We start from the raw sequence: 976 nt of genomic DNA, 5'->3' as shown, positions 1-976 counted from the left end.
GAATGACGCGCCTTCGGTGGCATCAGACATGTCCATCGATTTCTCCTGTGTCGTGAAATTTCAGGAGAAAGTCTGCACAGGGTCAGGTGGGGAAAACAGGTGTGGATTCTTGGGCGCTTACGATATTTCTCCGGGTTTGCTTCCAGGGCTGACATTTCTTCCTCTGTAACCGCCAAGCCGATTAAGCTCTGGTTGGCAGCTACGTAGTGGACGATTTTTTCTTGTAGAGGATTTAAGTCCCGTTTTGTGGTAATCCCATCTGCAATGACAGATTGAGAAAGAATAAAAGTCCCAATGACAATCCATAATAGCTTTTTCATTCCTTGGTTCTCCATGCTTGATAGAAATAGAACATGCTGTAGTAAAATACACCATTGTAAATTTATCCCCCCCCCTGATATGTCAAGTTAGGTAACTGTGGTGTCGATCAGTTCGGCGATACAGGTATTTCATCAGGAATGGCGGCAGCAGCGTGGTGAAGGCGATGACGATGATCATGCCGGCGTAGATTTCGTTGTCGAAAATGCCGCTGGTACGGCCAAGTTCGGCAAAGATCAGTCCCATCTCGCCCCGGGGTATCATGGCGACGCCAATGATGACGCGTTTGCGCAGCGGTTCTCCCGTGAACATGGCGCCGGCGAACTTGCCGATGATGGCAACAATCAGAAACAGCAGGGAAAAGCTCCATATGAAGGCCGAGGTCCAGTCGATTGCTTTCAGGTTGAGGGGCAGGCCTACCATCACAAAAAAGATGGGCGTAAACAGTTGAATGATGGGGCGCATCTGGCTTTCGATCCGCTCGGAGAATTCCGGTTCGGTTCGCAGGGCCATGCCGAAAGGCAGGAAAAACCGGCGCGACAATGCCAGGCCGGCTGCAAAGCCGCCCAGCAGTTCCGGAGCTCCCATTTCATGTGCCAGCCATGCAAACAGCAATACCAGCGACACCATGGCCGTGGGAATCAGGCAGGGGATGTCA

Annotated in this window: 2 protein-coding genes; both read right to left on the bottom strand. The window is 51.4% G+C overall.

Annotation, left to right across the window (positions count from 1 at the left end; genetic code table 11):
- Positions 1 to 320 (bottom strand): hypothetical protein (locus ACOCD2_RS22030; protein ID WP_293650783.1); only part of this gene is annotated, 320 nt, incomplete at its 3' end.
- Positions 321 to 402: 82 nt separating this feature from the next.
- Positions 403 to 976: cation:proton antiporter (locus ACOCD2_RS22025; RefSeq protein ID WP_293650859.1), on the bottom strand; the 574-nt coding region annotated here is incomplete at its 5' end.

The sequence above is a fragment of the Thiolapillus sp. genome, assembly GCF_048562965.1.
Lineage (GTDB): Bacteria > Pseudomonadota > Gammaproteobacteria > Chromatiales > Chromatiaceae > Thiolapillus > Thiolapillus brandeum_A.
The sequence above is the reverse complement of the archived record's forward strand: the minus strand, read 5'-3'. Positions and strand labels throughout refer to the sequence as shown.